Annotated in this window: 17 protein-coding genes and 1 riboswitch; of the genes, 1 reads left to right on the forward strand and 16 read right to left on the reverse strand. The window is 55.0% G+C overall.

What is annotated here, in order from left to right:
- Positions 1–2: 2 nt before the first annotated feature.
- The 8 genes from EYQ49_00280 to EYQ49_00315 form a co-directional block, all read right to left on the reverse strand.
- Positions 3–725, reverse strand: coding sequence for an SURF1 family protein (locus tag EYQ49_00280; GenBank protein ID HIG24314.1), 723 nt, complete (start codon positions 723–725; stop codon positions 3–5).
- Between the two features lie 7 nt (positions 726–732).
- Complete coding sequence (locus EYQ49_00285) at positions 733–1,512, reverse strand: 4-hydroxy-tetrahydrodipicolinate reductase (GenBank protein HIG24315.1); 780 nt, start codon at positions 1,510–1,512, stop codon at positions 733–735.
- A 42-nt stretch (positions 1,513–1,554) separates the two neighbouring features.
- Positions 1,555–2,799, reverse strand: coding sequence for an insulinase family protein (locus tag EYQ49_00290; protein HIG24316.1), 1,245 nt, complete (start codon positions 2,797–2,799; stop codon positions 1,555–1,557).
- 29 nt (positions 2,800–2,828) lie between these two features.
- Positions 2,829–5,252 (reverse strand): polyribonucleotide nucleotidyltransferase, encoded by a 2,424-nt coding sequence (locus EYQ49_00295; GenBank protein HIG24317.1) that lies wholly within the window; start codon positions 5,250–5,252, stop codon positions 2,829–2,831.
- Between the two features lie 253 nt (positions 5,253–5,505).
- Entirely contained in the window at positions 5,506–5,775 is a 270-nt protein-coding gene (gene rpsO, locus EYQ49_00300; protein ID HIG24318.1) for a 30S ribosomal protein S15, read from the reverse strand.
- A 175-nt stretch (positions 5,776–5,950) separates the two neighbouring features.
- Positions 5,951–6,415 carry a 6,7-dimethyl-8-ribityllumazine synthase gene (locus tag EYQ49_00305; GenBank protein ID HIG24319.1) on the reverse strand — a complete coding sequence of 155 codons (465 nt, stop codon included), beginning with the start codon at positions 6,413–6,415 and terminating at the stop codon, positions 5,951–5,953.
- Entirely contained in the window at positions 6,412–7,638 is a 1,227-nt protein-coding gene (locus EYQ49_00310) for a bifunctional 3,4-dihydroxy-2-butanone-4-phosphate synthase/GTP cyclohydrolase II (GenBank protein ID HIG24320.1), read from the reverse strand. Before EYQ49_00310 ends, EYQ49_00305 begins: the two co-directional genes overlap by 4 nt.
- Positions 7,638–8,276: a riboflavin synthase gene (locus EYQ49_00315; protein HIG24321.1), complete on the reverse strand. Its 639-nt coding sequence runs from the start codon at positions 8,274–8,276 to the stop codon at positions 7,638–7,640. Before EYQ49_00315 ends, EYQ49_00310 begins: the two co-directional genes overlap by 1 nt.
- A gap of 93 nt (positions 8,277–8,369) precedes the next feature.
- Positions 8,370–8,520: riboswitch (FMN riboswitch) on the reverse strand.
- 92 nt (positions 8,521–8,612) lie between these two features.
- Between EYQ49_00315 and EYQ49_00320 the strand changes: the two genes are divergently transcribed.
- Entirely contained in the window at positions 8,613–9,374 is a 762-nt protein-coding gene (locus EYQ49_00320; GenBank protein HIG24322.1) for an aldolase, read from the forward strand.
- On the opposite strand, the gene EYQ49_00325 is transcribed toward EYQ49_00320, so the two are convergent.
- From EYQ49_00325 to EYQ49_00360, 8 genes are all read right to left on the reverse strand, one after another.
- Positions 9,368–10,096: a hypothetical protein gene (locus EYQ49_00325; protein HIG24323.1), complete on the reverse strand. Its 729-nt coding sequence runs from the start codon at positions 10,094–10,096 to the stop codon at positions 9,368–9,370. The two genes, EYQ49_00320 and EYQ49_00325, sit on opposite strands and share 7 nt — an antisense overlap.
- Positions 10,097–11,026, reverse strand: a complete 930-nt coding sequence (locus EYQ49_00330; GenBank protein HIG24324.1) for a bifunctional riboflavin kinase/FAD synthetase — start codon at positions 11,024–11,026, stop codon at positions 10,097–10,099.
- Between the two features lie 41 nt (positions 11,027–11,067).
- On the reverse strand, positions 11,068–11,940 hold the full coding sequence (gene truB / locus EYQ49_00335; protein HIG24325.1) for a tRNA pseudouridine(55) synthase TruB: 873 nt from the start codon (positions 11,938–11,940) through the stop codon (positions 11,068–11,070).
- Positions 11,927–12,310, reverse strand: coding sequence for a 30S ribosome-binding factor RbfA (rbfA, locus tag EYQ49_00340; protein ID HIG24326.1), 384 nt, complete (start codon positions 12,308–12,310; stop codon positions 11,927–11,929). Before rbfA ends, truB begins: the two co-directional genes overlap by 14 nt.
- A 5-nt stretch (positions 12,311–12,315) precedes the next feature.
- Positions 12,316–14,997 (reverse strand): translation initiation factor IF-2, encoded by a 2,682-nt coding sequence (gene infB / locus EYQ49_00345; protein ID HIG24327.1) that lies wholly within the window; start codon positions 14,995–14,997, stop codon positions 12,316–12,318.
- 117 nt (positions 14,998–15,114) lie between these two features.
- On the reverse strand, positions 15,115–15,399 hold the full coding sequence (locus EYQ49_00350; GenBank protein ID HIG24328.1) for a YlxR family protein: 285 nt from the start codon (positions 15,397–15,399) through the stop codon (positions 15,115–15,117).
- Positions 15,396–16,649, reverse strand: coding sequence for a transcription termination/antitermination protein NusA (nusA, locus tag EYQ49_00355; protein ID HIG24329.1), 1,254 nt, complete (start codon positions 16,647–16,649; stop codon positions 15,396–15,398). Before nusA ends, EYQ49_00350 begins: the two co-directional genes overlap by 4 nt.
- Positions 16,646–17,176 (reverse strand): ribosome maturation factor RimP, encoded by a 531-nt coding sequence (locus EYQ49_00360; protein HIG24330.1) that lies wholly within the window; start codon positions 17,174–17,176, stop codon positions 16,646–16,648. The genes nusA and EYQ49_00360 overlap by 4 nt, the downstream gene beginning before the upstream one ends.
- Positions 17,177–17,219: the final 43 nt, after the last annotated feature.

Here is a 17,219-nt window from a genome sequence, read left to right on the forward strand (position 1 = left end):
CCCTACGCTACCTCCTCGGTTCGGCGAGCCACATTGGCCATAGCCAGAGGGTAACCCACCACCCCTACCAACGTAAAAGCAAACCACTGCAAGGCGTAACCCAAATGCGGCCCATCAGATAAATCTGGCTCCGGCAAGGGCGCCGGCAACCAATCCACATTGGCGCCATCGGTGGCCTGCAAAACAAACGGGGCCACCGAAACCCCCCAACGTTGACTTAACGCGGCAAGGTCGATACCCATCACCTCATCGCCGAGGCCCCCGCTCCGTACCGTTTGTTCCACCAAAACACCCGAGATTTCCACCTCTCCTAGAGCCGCTGGCCAAAGCGTCGGGTCGTCTTCGAGATAAGTCAGGCGAGGCACAAATCCTCGATTAACCACCACATCGGGGCCATCAGTAACCCGCAGCAAAGTCACCACGTGCAACCCCGGCGAATCATTTTGCGAACGATGGGCCACATAAACTTGCGCCGCCTCATCAAACTCTCCGGTCGCCGAAACCCGCCGGAAAAGCGCTTGGTCGGGTGGGCCCGCCAACGCTTCTTCAAGCGTTACCGGCGGCAACGCCCCCTGCAACTCAACCTGAGCGTTCCAAGTTTGTCGCGTCTCCAAGCGCCGCAATTGCCAAAAGCCAAGATTAAACGTGGTAATCAACAGCACCCCAATAAGCACATGCCAAACCAGCCACTTGGGGCGCAGCAAGCGGCGAAAACCCGGGCTCATGAGTTTGTTAAATGCCCAACAAAGCGTCGAGGCCCACCGTCAAACCGGTGCCTTCAACCTGTTGAGCAGCCAAAACCATGCCCGGCATAAACGATGACCGGTCGGTTGTGTCGTGGCGAATGCTCAGCGATTGGCCCGTCGCCCCCAAAAGCACTTCTTGGTGGGCCACCATGCCCCGCATGCGCACCGCATGTACACGAATATCAGCCGGACCTAACCCACCTCGAGCCCCCGGCAACACCTCGACCTCGGTGGGATCCTCTGCCCAATCAGCCGAAGCGGCGGCCATACGGTCAACGGTGGCCATCGCGGTCCCCGAAGGGGCATCAATTTTTGCGTCGTGATGAAACTCAATAATCTCCGCCGTGTCAAACCATGGTGCAGCCATTTCCGCAAAACGCATCATCAGCACCGCCCCTAAGGCAAAGTTTGGCACCACCAAACAAGCGCTTTGGTTAAAGGCTTCAGCGAGCGAAACAAAATCCTCGTCGCCAAGGCCGCTGGTGCCCACCACGGCATGCACCCCAGCATTGGCCAGCACCGGCAAATTGTTACGGGCCGCTTCGGCCACCGTAAAGTCAATAACTACCTGAGGAGAAGCCGCTAAAAGGCCTTCTACTCCGGACCCCATAGTCAAGCCATGAAGAGACTGCCCGACCGCTTGAGGGTCGGCCACCGCCACCAACTTGAGGCTTTCAGCGGCCTGTACCGCTTCGACTGCCGTGGCTCCCATGCGGCCTGCGGCACCCAAAACGGCTATTCGACGATTTTGTGTTTCCCTACTCATACCAGCGAGGCTAGCGGCACCGGCCCCCAGCATCGGGATGGTTTAACTGTTTGGGCCTACCTGGGTAGTTACCGCATCTACAGAAAACACTTCAGCCAAGGCTTGGTTTATCTCGGCCACCGTCACTGCCCGAAAAGCTTCAACCAATTCTTCAAGCGGCATCACCGTGCCGGTAAGCAATTGGTTGCTGCCCAAACGCCGCATGCGGCTCCCGGTATCTTCGAGACCCAACAACAATGATCCTTCAAAACCACTGCGTGCAATGGCCAACTCTTCTTCGGTAACCCCGTGGTCGGCGATCTCCGCCACCTCTTGGGCTACCACCGCGGCAAGCTCCTCGGCCCGATCCGGCGCCGTGCCGGCATAAATGCTGACCACCCCGGCATCTTCGAAAACGCCACGAGTAGCAAACACGCTGTAAGTCAAACCACGCTCTTCGCGCACTTTTTGAAACAAGCGACTAGACATGCCGCCGCCCAAAATATGCACCCCTAACGTAAGGGCATAGCGGCGAGGGTCTAACCGTGAAGCACCCAACCAGCCCCAAGCCAAATGGGTGGCCTCAATGGGACGCTGCAAGGTAGCACCAACCACCGGAGCCAGCGTCGGCTGCGAACGCACCGGCGAAACCCCGCCTTGGCGCTCGGCAAAGACTTGACCAAAACGCTCCACCAGATACTGGTGATCTACCGCTCCAGCAGCCGCCACCACCAGGTTTGGGGCTCGGTACCACTGGTCATGAAAATCCATTAACGCCGAACGATCAAGGCCCATCACCGAATTTTCGGTGCCAATAACCTCACGACTCAACGGGTGCTTCGGAAACAACCCCTCATGCAACAAGCCAAACAGCGCATCGGTGGGGTCATCAATAGCCAAATGGAGTTCTTCCAAAACGACTTGACGCTCAGTTTCTATGTCGGTGGCCCGTAGCGCTGGCCGGCATAACACATCACCCAACAAATCGATCGCTAAATCTAATTTGTTGGCCGGAAACCGTGCGTAGAACGCCGTGTATTCCATAGTGGTAAAAGCATTCATTTCGCCGCCCGTGGCATCAGCCAGTTCAGCAATAGACCGAGCGGTACGCTCCTCGGTGCCTTTAAACACCAGGTGTTCTAAAAAATGTGAAATGCCCGCTTGATGTTCGCTTTCATCACGAGCACCTACCCCTACCCAAATGCCTACGGCAACCGAGTGGGCATCAGAGACTTGCTCTGACACCACACCCGGGCCGTTAGCGATTTGTGTAAATTCAACAGCCTGATCGGCGCTGAATGTGGTCACCGCAAGCGGAGACCGTTTAGCCGAGGCGTTCAGCGGTCACGGCGACGTCGGCCGCCACCACCACCACGCTTGTTAGAAGATGCAGGACCAAGATCGCCATGCACGCCCTCTAACTCAGCGGTGAACGCATCTTCAAAACTGGCTTCAACTACCTGAGGAGCCGAGTCATCAGCAGTTGATTCGGCGGCGTCATCGCTGCCTGCCTCATCTGCTGCTTCTTCCGCTACTGGAGCATCTTCTGCCACTGGAGTTTCTTCTTGAGCGGGTTTCGCTTCTTTGACTGGCTCATCGCCGGCCAACTTCAACGAAATCTTGCCATTGGGATCGACGTCTTCGACGGCTACCTCAATGTCTTGACCCAACTCGAGCACGTCTTCTACTCGATCGATGCGCTTACCGCCACCGATTTTAGAGATGTGCAACAAGCCGTCACGGCCCGGAAGGATGTTGATGAAAGCGCCGAACTTGGTGATGTTTACCACTTTGCCCGGGTACACCGCACCAACTTCAGCAGTTGGAGGATCAACGATAAGCATGACCTGACGGACTGCTTCGTCTACCTTGGCTCGGTCGGAAGAGGCTACCGAAACAACCCCCACCATGCCGTCATCGTCCACGCTTACTTCAGCGCCGGTTTCGGCTTGAATGGTGTTGATCATCTTACCCTTAGGGCCAATAACCTCACCGATCTTTTCTACCGGAATCTCGAAGCTAGTGATCTTCGGAGCATGCTCGCCTACGTCTTCACGAGGAGCACCAATGGCATCGGCCATCACGCTAAGAATCTTCAACCGGGCTTCTTTGGCCTGGTTCAAAGCGTCAGCCAATACTTCGGCAGGGATACCGTCGATCTTGGTGTCGAGTTGCAAAGCGGTTACGAACTCGGCGGTACCAGCCACCTTGAAGTCCATGTCGCCAAAGGCATCTTCTGCACCCAAAATGTCGGTCAAGGTGACGTACTCACCGTCATGGACAACCAAGCCCATGGCGATACCCGCTACCGGAGCCTTAATAGGTACACCAGCATCCATCATGGACAACGTGCCGGAGCACACCGAACCCATAGAGCTCGAGCCGTTAGAGGCCAGAACTTCAGACACCAAACGCAAGGTGTAAGGGAACTCGTCAAAGCTCGGGACGATTGGGAACAATGCCCGCTCGGCCAAGGCGCCGTGGCCGATTTCTCGACGCTTAGGGCCCCGCATGAAACCGGTTTCACCGGTACAGAACGGAGCAAAGTTGTAATGATGCATGAAGCGTTTACGTTCGGTGGGGTCAATGCCATCGATCATTTGGTCCATGCGACCGGTACCCAAGGTGGTGAAGTTCAATACCTGAGTTTCGCCACGCTGGAACAAACCAGAACCGTGTGAGGTAGCTACTACGCCAACCTCTGAAGCCAGTTCACGAATGTCACCGGGGCTCCGGCCATCGATACGGATTTTTTCATCTACGATGCGTTGACGCACCACGGCTTTGGTTACCGAGCGAATAGCGCCACCGATTTGGCGTTCTGCGCCATCAACGTCGGCAAACTGTTCGGCCAATTCAGCAATCAATGCTGCTTTTACTTCTGATTCAGCAGCGCCTCGTTCGCCTTTGTCGGCCACCGTTTGGGTAGCAGCAATGCGTTCACGGCCTGCAGCATCAACTGCAGCAAAGATTTCTTCGGAGTAGTCGGTGGTTACCGAGAATTCCATTTTCTCTGCGCCGCCCACTGCTTCTACCAAAGCCAACTGAAGTTCAATAACTTCACGAATGTAAGTCTTAGAGAAGTTCAGGCCATCGGCCAAAACATCTTCGTCAACCTTGGCTGCGCCGCCTTCGTAGATTTCCCAGGTGGCTTCGGTGCCACCGGCTTCCACCATCATGACGGCAACATCGCCGTCATCAAGCAAACGACCAGCAACTACCATTTCGAACGCCGAATCGGCGCCCTCTTCGTAGGTTGGGTGAGCAATCCATTCGCCAGCGGCTGACCAAGCGATGCGTACTGCACCAACGGGGCCGTCGAAGGGGACGGGAGAGATCATCAAAGCGGCCGAAGCAGCGTTGAGAGCCAACACGTCGTAAGGGTTTTCCATATCGGCACCCATGACGGTGCCCACAATGTGAACCTCGTTACGGAAACCTTCCGGGAACATTGGACGCAATGGGCGGTCAATGAGGCGGCAGGTCAAGATGGCTGCTTCAGAAGCACGTGCTTCACGGCGGAAGAACGAGCCGGGGATTTTGCCTGCGGCATACATGCGTTCTTCAATGTCCACGGTAAGTGGGAAGAAGTCAGCGCCGGGGCGTGGTGACTTTGCACCAGTAGCGGTGACCAACACGGTTGAGTCACCAAGTTTGGCCAGAATTGACCCGCCAGCAAGGCGAGCCATTCGACCAGTCTCAAAAGAGATAGTTTTGTCGGTCTCGCTAAAGGTATGCGAGACGGTTTGGACAGTTGTCATAATTTTCCTTGTGTTTCGATTCTGCGCGAGACGTTCCCTCGCAGAGTTACGGTGGCGTTGAATAAAGCGAAGCCCCCAGTTTCCAGATGGATGCCTCTCGATGCGGCGAGCCAACAGGGTGGACCGCTACGCCGAGCTGCATGCAACTGGCACTGATGACCGCCGATCATTCGGCGCCATCGTTTGAAGTTGTCAGTGCCCGTATAAGGCACCCGACGAAAAGGCAGCAAAGCCGCCGATATCAGAGGTGGCGTTACCGCCGTAGCCCCAGGTCAGCAATAATCTTCCGGTAGCGCTCAACGTCGTTTTTCTTTACGTAGTCAAGCATCCGGCGACGACGGCCAACCAGCATTAACAAACCTCGACGGCTGTGATGGTCCTTTTTATGGTCCTTCAAGTGCTCGGTGAGATGGTTAATACGGTCGCTGAGCAAAGCAATTTGCACTTCAGGAGAACCGGTATCGGTCTCATGCAAGCGATGCTCGGCCATCGTGTTGGCCTTGGGGGGTAGGTTGGTCGGCATAGTTACCTCTGGGTGTCGGACCCGGCTTTATGGCGCGCTAGGCGTCACCAAAAGCTATACGGAGGGCCGGAGGTGTTGTAACCGACCCTAGATAACCCACATTGGGTTACCCACAAAGAGTAACGCTATCAGCAACACAGCAAATGCCACCTTTTGGCGTGTCTCTGGTTTTGAGTTAACCCATTTCGTTGAGCAGTTGAACCATTTCTATAGCCGCTTCTGCGCAATCAGCGCCTTTGTTGCCTTCAGCGACCCCCGCACGAGCAAAAGCTTGAGCAAAAGTATCGGTGGTGAGCACCCCAAAGACAACCGGCACCCCGGTGTCGAGGCCCACTCGCATCATTCCTAATGCTGCTTCGCCAGCCACAAAGTCAAAGTGTGCGGTTTCGCCGCGGATAACCGCACCAAGGCAAATCACTGCATCGAACTGGCCAGATTTTGCCATGGCCTGAGCAGCCAACGGCATTTCGAAAGCACCAGCTACCCAAGCTAACGTCACCTTTTCGTCTTCGACAGCGAGAGAAGCCAAACGGTCCCTGGTTCCCTGGATTAATTCCTGTGAAATGGCATCGTTAAACCGGCCCGCTACCAAAGCAACACGAAGGCCGGCCCCGTTTAAGGGATTATTTAACTCTTTCATGCGCTCTCCGTTTCGTCCCCATCATTTTCAAGAAAATGACCGAGTCGTTCTCGTTTTGTTTTGAGATAGCGAATATTTTCGGGGTTGGGTTCGATCTGTAAAGGCACGCGCCCCACCACGTCCAACCCGTAACCTTCAAGCCCACCGTATTTCACTGGGTTGTTTGTCATCAGACGCATTTTGTTTACCCCAAGGTCAGAGAGGATTTGTGCCCCCACCCCGTATTCACGCGAATCCACAGGAAGGCCTTGTTGCAAGTTGGCATCGACCGTGTCGTATCCCTCGTCTTGAAGTTCGTAAGCCCGAAGCTTGTGACCTATGCCGATGCCACGCCCCTCGTGACCTCGGAGGTAAACCAGGACACCTACCCCTTCCTCGCCGATCCCTTCAAGTGCCGCATCAAGTTGCGAGCCACAGTCACAACGGATTGAACCCAAAAGATCACCCGTTAAACACTCGGAATGTACCCGCACCAAGGGGTCATCAACTGTGCTTAGATCTCCCAAAACGTATGCCACATGCTCGTCTTCGTCCAGTGTGGAGCGATAAGCGTGTGCGGTGAAATCGCCGTAACGAGTTGGGATACGGGCTGCCGCAAAATGTTCCACCAGTTTTTCATGACGGCGACGGTAGCGAATAAGGTCGGCGATGGTAATAAAAAGCAAGCCGTGTTCTTCGGCGAATACTTCAAGGTCCGGCACTCGAGCCATAGACCCATCGTCGTTCACAATTTCACAGAGCACGCCAACTGGCGCCCGGTCGGCCATAGCGCAGAGGTCAACAGCCGCCTCCGTATGACCCGCACGTTTTAATACTCCACCGACTCGAGCCCGCAAAGGAAAAATATGTCCCGGGCGAGCGAACTCGGTACGCACCCGTGCAGAGTCCGCCAAGGCAACAACCGTCGCTGAACGGTCAGCAGCTGAAATACCAGTGCTGGTTCCGGCGACAAGGTCCACGGTCACCGTAAATGCCGTACGCATTGACTCGGTGTTATCAACCACCATTAACGGAAGGTCAAGTTCGTCAGCACGGCCATCAGACATGGGGGCACAAATAACCCCGCTGGTATGACGAATCATGAACGTCATTTTTTCTGGAGTCATAGCGTCAGCCGCAATAATAAGATCGCCTTCATTTTCGCGATCCTCGTCGTCCACCACTACTAAAAATTCACCTCGGGCATAAGCCTCGATGGCCTGAGAAATATCAGCTAACGGCATTAGGCCTGCTCCTTGTTTTCTTGTACGAATTTTACTTTCAGTAGCCCTGCCACGTAGCGAGCGAACACGTCCGCCTCAACGTTGACCGAGTCTCCTCTTACTTTATGGCCAAGCGTGGTCACGGCGAGAGTATGCGGAACCACCGCGATATCAAAAGATGCTTCATCGTGGTTGACGCTGGCCACGGTCAGGCTGATGCCATCAAGCGCTACCGACCCTTTTTCGACAATTTGCCCAGCCAACATTTCTGGGAGATGAAAAGTCAGTCGTTGAGAACCATCGTCAAGGGACTCAACTTTTTTCAACTGCGTCACCACATCAACGTGGCCTTGAACGACGTGACCGCCGAAACGACCATTAGCGGGCATTGAGCGTTCAAGGTTGACCAGATCATCTACTGCGAGTTGACCCAAGATTGTCCGGTCAAGCGTTTCTGGCACGGCGTCTGCAGCAAACCATGGACCTTTTTCGTCTCCACCGAAGTCGACCGCGGTCAGGCAGCAGCCGCTTACCGAAATGGAATCACCAAGTTTTACTTCAGAAAGAACAAGTTCGGCATTCACGGTTAAGCGACAGCCTGCGCCTTGAGGCACCACTGATCGGACCGTGCCGAGTTCTTCTACAATGCCGGTAAACATTCGGATTCTTCCTTCTTGGTTGTGTGTCCACAAGGAAGGAGAGGTCACAAAGTTCACCTACCGGCAGCCCAAGGCTGTCGGCAAGTACTCGCTCTGTATCCTCTCCCATCCGGACTTTAACCGTCGGCTCAGGGCTCGCACCTGATCAACCTTTCTCTGCATTAATGCTTCGAAAGGGTCGCGGGCTTGTGACATTAAGTCACTTACCGCCGGTAGGGATTTTCACCCAACCCCGAGGATTCTTTTGTAAAGCCCATGTTAGCGGAGCCATCCCAGAAGACGCCAAATCATGTAGCCGGTATTCGTTGGTCTACGCCCAGAGAGTAAGGTCTGTTTATGCCTTACGACTCTTTTCCCCTCCCCTTCAACGCCGACCGAACCTCGCTTGGTTGTTGGATTAAAACCCCTTCTAGTATCGCCGTGGAACTTGCGGCCCGCACCGGTTTTGGCTATCTCTGTTTAGACATGCAACACGGTCTCGTCACCAAAGAAGACTTGGTTCCTTTGCTAACCGCTGCTCGACCAGAAGCTGCCCGCACTTTGGTTCGAGTGCCCAGCAACGAAACAGGAATCATCGGTTGGGCCTTAGATGCGGGAGCAACCGGAGTAATCGTTCCCATGGTCAACTCGGCTGCTGAGGCCCAAGCAGCAGTAGCGGCCTGCCGATATTCACCAGTAGGCATCCGCAGTGTCGGGCCGACTCGAGCGGCCACCATTTATGGTCCCGCCTATGTGGACCAAGTAATTGAGCGAGTGCAGTGCCTGCCCATGATCGAAACTACTTCAGCACTTCATGCTTTAGACGACATTCTTAGCGTGGAAGGCGTTGACGCCATTTATGTCGGACCTTCAGACCTCTCAACAAGTTTGGGCCTCGGCCCCGGCAACCACGACGGTGAAGCACCCTTCGATGAAGCCCTGGCCACCATCGTGGCGGCCTGTCAACGCCATGGCGTGGTGCCTGGCATTCACGCCAACACCGCTCTGGCTGTTCGCCGCTTTGAACAAGGTTTCAAGATTGTCACCATTGTGGAAGACCTTGGGTCGCTCAATACGAGTTTCGCCGGAGCCCTAAACGAATTCGCCGACCATCAATAAAGGCCAAGCAAGCGTCCCGAGAGAGCCAGCACCGCCAAGGTCAATACTGGCCGAATCACTTTCTCTCCACCGGTCACGGTAAAATGAGCTCCTAAAGCACCTCCCACCGCAAAACCGGCTGCCAAAACCAAGGCCGGGCCCCAAGCGATTTTTCCATTCAAAATAAAAACTGGAAGTGCCGTTACGTTGATGGCCATAGCCACCAAAACTTTGACGTTGTTAGCCAACACGAGGTCCATCCCAGAACGGGAGAGCGCTAAGACCAGCAACAAGCCGATCCCCACTTGAAAAGCCCCGCCGTAAAGGCCGATGCCGAAAAAGACCAGCACGGTGGCGGGCAAAGACCACGCACCCAAAGCTACCTTGGGCGGGCGCAGAGCTAGTAACAACAATGGAACCATAAGAATCCCAAAAATTTTCTCAAAAAGCTCATCTGAGAGCAACGAAACACTAAACGAACCCAGCAAAGCCCCAGCCACTACCGGCAACAACACCGGGGTAACTCGTGAGAGCCCTTCTACCCCTAAACGGCGAAAAGCAGTAGCTGCTGTCGCCGTAGAGGCCAGAATCCCGACCCGGTTCGACCCGTTAGCAATGTTTCCGGGCACCCCGGCCATAACCAAAAGCGGCACCGTAAGCATTGAGCCGCCGCCCGCCATAGTGTTAATCCCCCCGGCAAAAAGCCCGCCCCCCAGCAACAGCAATACATTGGTAACCGACATTTACTGAAGCCACTGTGTTGCACTGACCACATCTTTTTCTAACTGTGCGACCAGCGCTTCGAGGTTTTCAAATTTTTGTTGTGGACGCAGATTTTTTTCAAAAGAAACATTTACTTCTTGGCCGTAAAGGTCGCCTGAAAAATCAATGAGATGCGCCTCTAATAAAAGGTCGCCATCGTTGAAAAAATGCGGGCGGGTACCTAACGAAAGAGCAGCGTCTCGTCTTTCGCCAGAAGGAAGCTCCACCCGTCCGGCATACACCCCATCAGCAGGCAACAAGATTGAACCGTCGACCCGTACGTTGGCCGTAGGAAAACCGAGCGTGCGGCCTCGTTGGTCCCCTTTGATTACTGTGCCCCGCACCTCGTAAGGTCGGCCCAGCATCGCGTTCGCTCGGTCAAGGTCGCCACGACCCAAAGCACGACGAATAAAGGTTGACGAAACTTGTTCATGATCACGAGCCGGCTCTCCATCCATGCCCACCAGGCCAAGGTCCATAACGGTGAAACCCAACGCTTGGCCCATTTCGCGCAGCAACGCCACGTTGCCCAAACGGCGAAAACCAAAATGAAAATCTTCACCCACCACAATGAGCTTTACCTTCAAGCAACCAACTAACACGTTGGTTACAAAATCCTCGGCGGTTTCGGCGGCGCGAGCCTCATCGAAAGGAACCACCAAGGTTTGGTCAACGCCAGTAGCAGCCAGCAACTCAAGTTTTTGTTCTAGGTCGGTGAGCAGCAAAGGCGCCGAATCAGGACGCACCACCGAGGCCGGGTGGCGATCAAAGGTCACTACTGCAGAATCCAGGCCCCGCTCCTCGGCCAGACGACATACCTCGGCAATAACTTTTCGGTGGCCACCATGCACCCCATCGTAGGCACCGATGGTCAACACGGTTCCAACAGAATCCGGTCGAGCCGGTTGCAATGTACGGCGAACTTCCACGAGCGCAGACTATCCGAACCGCTCTAACCGACCAGCACCACAGAAGGTTTCGCCCGACCCTTGTGTGGTTCGTAAACGGCAAGCAACTCGCCCTCGGTGTTGAGAACCCCCCATGGGCCATCTCCGTTTACCCCAAGAAGATCGAGGTCCAACACTTTGCCATGGGCTACCGCTTGAGCAATTTCTTCAGACACCGTGACCGAAGAAAAATCCCTTAACGCGGTGGCCGCAGAAAGCAGCACCGGTTTCTCTAATGGGTGGGCTTCGTCAATGGTAAACGAGCCCACCGCCAGGCGACGCAAGCCGGTGAGGTGAGCGCCGCCCCCTAAAGCCGTTCCTACATCTGCAGCCAAAGTACGAATATAGGTACCAGAGGAGCACGACACATCGCAAGAAAAAATCAGCGGATCTTCGGTTGCGGCGATTTCAAAATGGTAAACGGTGACTGGCCGGGGTGGCCGCTCTACCTCGCCCCCTTCACGGGCTATTTCATGAAGTCGCCGGCCCCCTATTTTGATAGCCGACACCATGGGAGGAATTTGTTCAATCGCTCCAATAAATTTCTGGGCCGCCGCCTCAACCTGTTCGAGGGTTATCCCCGCCATGTCATGCGTTGCCGTTACTTCTCCGGCCGCATCTAACGTTGAGGTTTCTACACCCAGCACAATTTGCCCGGTATAGCGTTTAGAAAGCCCGGTCAGGTACTTGAGTAACCGTGTTGACTTACCAACCCCCAGAACCAGGACTCCGGTGGCATCGGGGTCCAAAGTGCCGGAATGGCCAACTTTGCGGGTGCCGAGAATGCCGCGAGATTTAGCCACCACATCGTGACTGGTCCAGCCCGCCGGTTTATCAATGATGGCGATGCCGTTGGGCGGCGGATCAGTCTTGTTCATCCGCAGCGTCGTTTATTTCACGCAAAATAGTTTCAATGCGACCAGCGGAACGGCTTACCTCATCAGTGGTAAAAAGCAAAGGGGGCACCCTGCGTAGACGAGTCTGCGTGCCAATCGCTCGCTGCAATTGTTTTCGATGATCTTCGAAAGCTTTCAACAAGTCGTCGTCTTCGACGTTTCCTAAAACGTAAACCTTGGCTTGGCTAAGGTCCCGGTCGGTCACCACCCCAGTGATGGTGGCCAGAATAAGGCGGTCGTCGTCTATGTGTTCTAGCTCCTCAGCGAGGATGCGGCGAAGCAACTCGTTGAGTCGGTCGGTGCGGTCATAGCCGCGGGTAGAACGACTAGAGCGGCGAGGTTGTCGAGCCATAAGATCTAGACCCGGGGAATTTCCCGATCCTCATAAGTTTCGATAACATCGCCGACCTTAAGGTCTTGGAAATCCGAGAGGCCGATACCGCATTCGAAACCAGTTTGGACTTCGGCCACATCTTCTTTGAAGCGGCGCAACGATTTGATATCGCCCTTCCAAATGATGGCCCCATCACGCAAGAAGCGCACTTTGGAGCCCCGTGAAATGGTGCCGTTTTGAACATGGCAACCTGCGATACGCCCGATTCGAGGAACGGTAAAGATTTCTCGAACCTCTGCGTCGCCGGTGACCACCTCTTCGAACTCGGGGGCCAACATGCCGACCATGGCCGCTTCAATGTCTTCAATCAACTTGTAGATGATTTCGTAAGTACGGATCTCCACGTTTTCGGTTAGAGCAAAGTCTCGAGCTTTGCGTTCGGGGCGCACATTGAAACCAATAATGGTGGCGTTGGCGGCCGCCGCTAATTGGATGTCGTTTTCGGTGATACCGCCAACCCCGCGGTGTACAAAAGACAGGCGCACTTCTTCACGTTCAAGTTTGCGCAGGCTCTCAATTACCGCTTCCAGCGAGCCATTAACGTCCGCTTTGACAATGAGGTTCAAGTTGGCTGCTTCGCCCTTTTGAATCTGCTCAAAGATATCTTCCAAGCGAGCGCCGCCCGAGAGCGCGTGGGCATCACGGCCAATGTTGGCTTGGCGACGCCAGTGGCCGCGTTTGTCAGCTACCCGGCCGGCAATTTTTTCGTTCGGAGCAACCACAAAACCTTCGCCGGCATCTGGTACATCAGACAAACCCAATACCTGAACTGGGGTTGAAGGGCCAGCTTCTTTAATTTGTTCGCCGTGGTCGTTGATCATGGCGCGGACCTTGCCCCAAGCGGCACCAGCCACCAGAGGGTCGCCGACGCGAAGAGTGCCTCGTTGCACCAAAATGGTGGCCATCGGCCCACGGCCAATGTCAAGGTTTGATTCCAGGACTACGCCCTGGGCACGACCATCGGGGTCAGCACGGAGGTCTTCTACCTCAGCGATGACCTGCAAGTTTTCGAGAAGGTCGTCGATCCCCGTGTTTTGCAAAGCCGAAACCTCAACCGTTACCGTGTCGCCGCCCCAAGATTCGGGCACCAGTTCGTGTTCGGCAATTTGCGCCAAGACACGATCTGCATCAGAATTTTCACGATCCATTTTGTTGATAGCAACCACGATGGGAACGTCAGCAGACTTGGCGTGGCTAATAGCTTCCACTGTCTGAGGCATAACCCCGTCGTCAGCGGCTACCACCAGAATTACAATGTCGGTGGCTCCCGCACCTCGGGCTCGCATGGCGGTGAACGCCTCGTGGCCCGGAGTGTCGATAAAGGTCAGCGTGTTTCCGCCATGCTCGGCTTGGTAGGCCCCAATATGTTGGGTGATCCCTCCCGCTTCGCCATCCACCACGTTGGCTTTACGAATCTGATCAAGAAGCTTTGTTTTCCCGTGATCTACGTGACCCATGACGGTAATAACCGGCGGACGCAGAGGTGCTTCGTCATCGGCTTCGTCGTCGATGACGTCAAGCAGTTTAAGTAACTCGACTTCTTGTTCTTCGCCTAAGTCAACCATGCGGATTTCCGCACCGATTTCGGCGGCAAAGAGTTCAATCATGTCGTCAGAAAGCGACTGGGTAGCGGTAACCATTTCGCCTTGTTGCATCAAGAAACGCACCACATCTGCGGCAGTACGGTTTAGCTTCGGGCCAAGTTCTTGAGCAGTACTTGAACGCTCAACAACCACTTCGCCTTCCGGCACTGCTGCATCTTCGGGCGTGTAGTTCGGGGTGCCCATTGGCTGTAGTTCTTCGCGACTACGACGACGCTTTTTGCGTCGAGCTGGTGGGCGTCGACCGCCAGGGCCGCCAGGGCGTCCGCCGCCGGGACCACCAGGGCGACCTCCACCGGGTCCGCCACCAGGGCGCACACCGGCACCAGGTACCGATTCACGTGGGCCTCCACCGGGTGCTGGACGACGTCCGGCCGGAGGAGGGCTATTACGGCGTCCCGGAGGGCCACCCGTAGGTTGTTCATTTCGACGACCGCCCATACCGGGGGGCGGCGGAATAGGTTTTCCGCTGTTAGAAGTAGGGGGCCCAGGGGGCGGAGGAATAGGTTTTCCCGTTGACGACATGGGAGGGGTTGCCCCAGCAGTCGGCATACGCGGCGCAGGGTTGACTCGTTCTGCAGGGTCGGGAATTACCGATTTTTCCGCAGCGGGCGGCTCTTCTTTTTCTGCTTCTTCGACTTCTGGTTCAGGAGTTGGTTTGGTTGGAGCAGATGAACCACTAGAAGAAATCACTCGTGGAATGGGCGCAGCAGGCGCCTCTTCGGGTTCAACCAGGGTGTCATTTTCTTCAGTTATTTCTTCTTCGCCAACTGGGAGCTCAGGCTCAGGCTCAGGCTCAGGCTCAGGCTCAGGCTCAGGCTCAGGCTCAGGCTCAGGCTCGGGCTCTGGCTCAGGCTCAGGCGCTGGTTCAGGTTCAGGTTCTTTAATCGGCTCTGGTTCTTCTTCAACCACTTCGCGGGTGAGGCCTTCACGCTTTGCTTTACGGCGCACCCGGTCGGCTTGGGGTTCGGGCATACCCGATGAGTGACCCTTGACGCCGATACCCAGCGTTCCACAGAGTTCCACGACCTCTTTATTGGTCATTCCAAGTTCTCGCGCCAATTCATAGACGCGGATATTGCTCGCCACGGTGATTCTAAGTCTTTCGGTAGAAAATGGCTAAACAGCCAATGCCTGACGTTATCGCAGAAGCGACCCTGTTCACCCGTTCTCGGCCGAGGAACCGTCACCTTTTACTAGCCAACTCTTCAACAAATCGGCGAATATTCCCTCAGGGAGTGTCGTTCGTAAGGCTCGACTCAGTGCATCACGCTCTATGGCCTGTGCTAAACACGACTGTTGACGGCACAGATACGCTCCGCGGCCGCCGAAATTTGACCCCAGCAACAATTGTTGTTCTACGCTGTCCCAGGCCAAACGTTGAAGATCAACCGCCGGCTTTTTTAGCCGACACCCGACACAGGTTCGTTGTGGACCGACGGCTATTGCTCTTCGGTTTCTTCAGTAGAAGTTTCTTCAGTGGAAACTTCTTCATCGGAGGCTTCGACAGCAACCTCGGTGTCGGATTCAACCTCTGCCTCAACTTCTGGTTCCGTTACCGCTTTGGTTTCCGCTTCTTCGCTTTGTTCCACTTCAGCGGCTCCACCGTAATCTCCAGCAAGCACGTCTTGGCCGCCGTCGGCAGCCTTCCAAACGTTTTCACCAGTTTCTTCGTCAAGAACCCATTCACCCTCAGCCCAGTCGGTGGCGGCAAATGCTGCTTCTTCGGCTACCTGGGTTTCGCTTTTAATGTCCACTCGCCACCCGGTCATGCGGGCCGCCAATCGAGCATTTTGCCCTTCTTTACCAATGGCCAGCGACAACTGGTAGTCGGGCACGATCACCGTGGCGGTACCAGTCTCTTCATCGATCAATACTTCGTTGACTTTGGCTGGTGACAGCGCTTTCATAACGAAGTCTGCGGGGTCTTCCGAGAAAGGAACGATGTCAATTTTTTCGCCACGTAGCTCGTTAACCACCATGCGAACTCGAGCACCTCGGGCCCCCACACAAGCGCCCACAGGATCCACCTGAGGGTCGTTGGAGCCCACAGCGATCTTGGTGCGATGCCCTGGTTCACGGGCACAAGAACGAATTTCCACTACCCCATCAGCGATTTCTGGAACCTCAAGTTCAAAGAGGCGTTTAATAAGCCCAGGGTGGGTACGGCTCACCACAATTTGTGGACCCTTCGAGGTCTTACGAACCTCTACGATGTAAGCCTTCAAGCGGGTATTAGCTTCCGGGCGTTCAAAAGGAACCTGTTCGGCTTGGGGAAGCAATGCCTCAACCCGACCGAGGTCCAGCAGGGTGTAACGAGCATCCGTTTGTTGAATAAGACCGGTGACGATGTCGCCTTCGCGACCTGCATATTCTTCGTACTTGAGGTCCCGTTCGGCTTCGCGAATGCGTTGCCCCATGACTTGCCGGGCGGTGGTGGCCGCGATACGGCCAAAGTTGTCGGGAGTAACCTCGAACTCTTCGCCAATAACTTCACCCTCTTCGTCGAGTTTTTGCGCAAAGACCCGAATCTCCATCGTTTCAGAATCAATAGTCACCCAAGAGAAGTCTTCGGCTCCCGGCATGCGCTTATAAGCCGACTCTAAAGCGTCGGCCAAAGCAGCAAAAAGCGCTTCTGGAGAGATCCCTCTATCTACAGCGAGGGCTTGGAGTGCTTCCATCATTTCGGAGTTCATTGCTTCACGTCGCTTTCCGTAGATGACCCGACACCAGTTGATGCAGGTCGTTCATCATTTCGTCGAGGCCCTTTTGGTTCAGGTGCCCAATCAAAAACAGTGCGTGCTTTTAAAATCTCGCTGAAAGCCACCGTGCGGGTAGCCCCATCTTCTAAACGTATGGTGGCCGAGTTGTCATCGCTGGACTCTAAAACGCCGCCGAAACGACGATCTCCCTCAACCCCTGGTTGGGTCTTTATGGTCACCGTTTCGCCCATAGCTCGAGCAAAATGATCAGGCTTTTTTAAGGAACGTTCCAACCCCGGACTCGTCACCTCAAGGGTGTAGGTCCCATTAATAGGTTCTTCATGGTCAAAGGCCCGAGAAACTTCTCGCGTTAATTGAGCAATAGCGCCCATACCTACCCCGTCAGGGTGGTCAATAACCAAGCGAACAACGCCGCCTTCGTATTCCAGGTCGAAAAGCTCAACACCTACCCGGTCACACAACGGAGTCACCAAGGTTTCGACTCGTTCAATTATTCCCATGGCACCTCCCTTGTTGTCCTTTTAGTCCTAAATGCAGCAAATG

It is taken from the genome of Acidimicrobiia bacterium (genome assembly GCA_012959995.1).
In the GTDB taxonomy this organism is placed as follows: domain Bacteria; phylum Actinomycetota; class Acidimicrobiia; order Acidimicrobiales; family MedAcidi-G1; genus MedAcidi-G2B.

Excerpts from the sequence above, each read along its gene's own strand:
- EYQ49_00280 (HIG24314.1), bottom strand. The coding sequence starts at position 725 with ATGAGCCCGGGTTTTCGCCGCTTGCTGCGCCCCAAGTGGCTGGTTTGG.
- EYQ49_00285 (HIG24315.1), bottom strand. The coding sequence starts at position 1,512 with ATGAGTAGGGAAACACAAAATCGTCGAATAGCCGTTTTGGGTGCCGCA.
- EYQ49_00295 (HIG24317.1), bottom strand. The coding sequence starts at position 5,252 with ATGACAACTGTCCAAACCGTCTCGCATACCTTTAGCGAGACCGACAAA.
- rpsO (HIG24318.1), bottom strand. The coding sequence starts at position 5,775 with ATGCCGACCAACCTACCCCCCAAGGCCAACACGATGGCCGAGCATCGC.
- EYQ49_00305 (HIG24319.1), bottom strand. The coding sequence starts at position 6,415 with ATGAAAGAGTTAAATAATCCCTTAAACGGGGCCGGCCTTCGTGTTGCT.
- EYQ49_00310 (HIG24320.1), bottom strand. The coding sequence starts at position 7,638 with ATGCCGTTAGCTGATATTTCTCAGGCCATCGAGGCTTATGCCCGAGGT.
- EYQ49_00315 (HIG24321.1), bottom strand. The coding sequence starts at position 8,276 with ATGTTTACCGGCATTGTAGAAGAACTCGGCACGGTCCGATCAGTGGTG.
- EYQ49_00320 (HIG24322.1), top strand. The coding sequence starts at position 8,613 with ATGCCTTACGACTCTTTTCCCCTCCCCTTCAACGCCGACCGAACCTCG.
- EYQ49_00325 (HIG24323.1), bottom strand. The coding sequence starts at position 10,096 with ATGTCGGTTACCAATGTATTGCTGTTGCTGGGGGGCGGGCTTTTTGCC.
- truB (HIG24325.1), bottom strand. The coding sequence starts at position 11,940 with ATGAACAAGACTGATCCGCCGCCCAACGGCATCGCCATCATTGATAAA.
- rbfA (HIG24326.1), bottom strand. The coding sequence starts at position 12,310 with ATGGCTCGACAACCTCGCCGCTCTAGTCGTTCTACCCGCGGCTATGAC.
- infB (HIG24327.1), bottom strand. The coding sequence starts at position 14,997 with ATGACCAATAAAGAGGTCGTGGAACTCTGTGGAACGCTGGGTATCGGC.
- nusA (HIG24329.1), bottom strand. The coding sequence starts at position 16,649 with ATGAACTCCGAAATGATGGAAGCACTCCAAGCCCTCGCTGTAGATAGA.
- EYQ49_00360 (HIG24330.1), bottom strand. The coding sequence starts at position 17,176 with ATGGGAATAATTGAACGAGTCGAAACCTTGGTGACTCCGTTGTGTGAC.